Genomic DNA, 1,115 nt, shown 5'->3' on the forward strand with positions numbered 1-1,115 from the left:
GCGCGACAATCTGGATGGGAAGCGCGCGACAATCTGGATGGCGAGTCGGTGTCGCGGCGAGGTGATGATTGCCGCGATGATTGTCGCGCGCAAGAGTTTTGTTCGCTCTGATTGTCGCGGAGCGTCAATCAGCGAGTGTTTTTGGTGTCGCGTGCGAGGATGGTCGCCCTGGACCACGCTTCCGCTCGAGCGCGGTGCGCCTGCGATAGCTTTCGACGTTCATCTCGACGATGGTGGCGTGGTGAACGAGGCGATCGATGGCGGCGAGCGTCATAGCAGGATCCGGGAAGACCCTGTTCCACTCTCCAAAGGGCTGATTGGCGGTGATCAGCATGGAACGCCGCTCGTAGCGAGCGCTGATGAGCTCGAACAGCACGCTGGTCTCGGCCTGGTCCTTGGTGACGTAGGCAAGATCATCGCAGATCAGGAGGTCGAAGCGGTCGAGGCGGTTAATGGCGGCCTCGAGATTGAGCTCGCGCCGCGCCACCTGGAGCTTCTGGACGAGATCGGTGGTGCGGGTGAAGAGGACGCGCCATCCGTTCTCGATAAGGGCCAGGCCGATGGCTGCCGCCAAGTGACTCTTGCCGCCGCCGGGCGGGCCGAACAGCAGCAGATTGGCGCCCTTGCCGAGCCAACCATCGCCGGCGGCGAGCGCGGTCACCTGTGCCTTGGAGATCATCGGCACAGCCTCGAAGTCGAAGTTGTCGAAGGTCTTTCCAGCGGGCAGCCGCGCCTCGACGAGATGGCGCTCGACGCGGCGGCGGCCGCGTTCGGCGATCTCGTGCTCGGCAATGGTGGCGCGGGCCGCCGGCCAGCCTTCCTTGTCGGACTGCTCGGCAAATTGCGGCCACAGCACCTTGATGGCTGGCAGCCGCAACTCGTTGAGCAATAGATTGAGGCGCGCGGTGTCAATGGTGTTGGCCGTGCTCATGCGGCACCTCCGATCTCGCCGGCACCGATGAGGCACTCATAGGTGGCGAGCGGTGCGAGCTGCACCACGACGTGCGGCACGCAGGCCGGATCGGGAGAGAAGTAAGCGCGCAGCCGGTTGAGGTCGGGCAGTCGGCCGGCATCAAGCTCGGTCGCGAGCTGATCGGCGAGTTCGGCCTCGCAGC

At 64.8% G+C, this 1,115-nt stretch carries 1 protein-coding gene and 1 pseudogene; both read right to left on the reverse strand.

The window, feature by feature from the left end:
• Positions 1-124: 124 nt before the first annotated feature.
• Positions 125-931, reverse strand: a complete 807-nt coding sequence (istB, locus tag IVB36_RS00015; protein ID WP_247390112.1) for an IS21-like element helper ATPase IstB — start codon at positions 929-931, stop codon at positions 125-127.
• Positions 928-1,115, reverse strand: a pseudogene (locus tag IVB36_RS00020) (IS21 family transposase); the annotation flags it as partial. The pseudogene IVB36_RS00020 and the gene istB, both read right to left, overlap by 4 nt.

Source organism: Bradyrhizobium sp. 35 (genome assembly GCF_023073215.1).
GTDB classification, from domain to species: domain Bacteria; phylum Pseudomonadota; class Alphaproteobacteria; order Rhizobiales; family Xanthobacteraceae; genus Bradyrhizobium; species Bradyrhizobium canariense_D.

What these genes read in the sequence shown, in the direction of transcription:
- istB (WP_247390112.1), bottom strand. Translation starts at nt 931, where the DNA reads ATGAGCACGGCCAACACCATTGACACCGCGCGCCTCAATCTATTGCTC.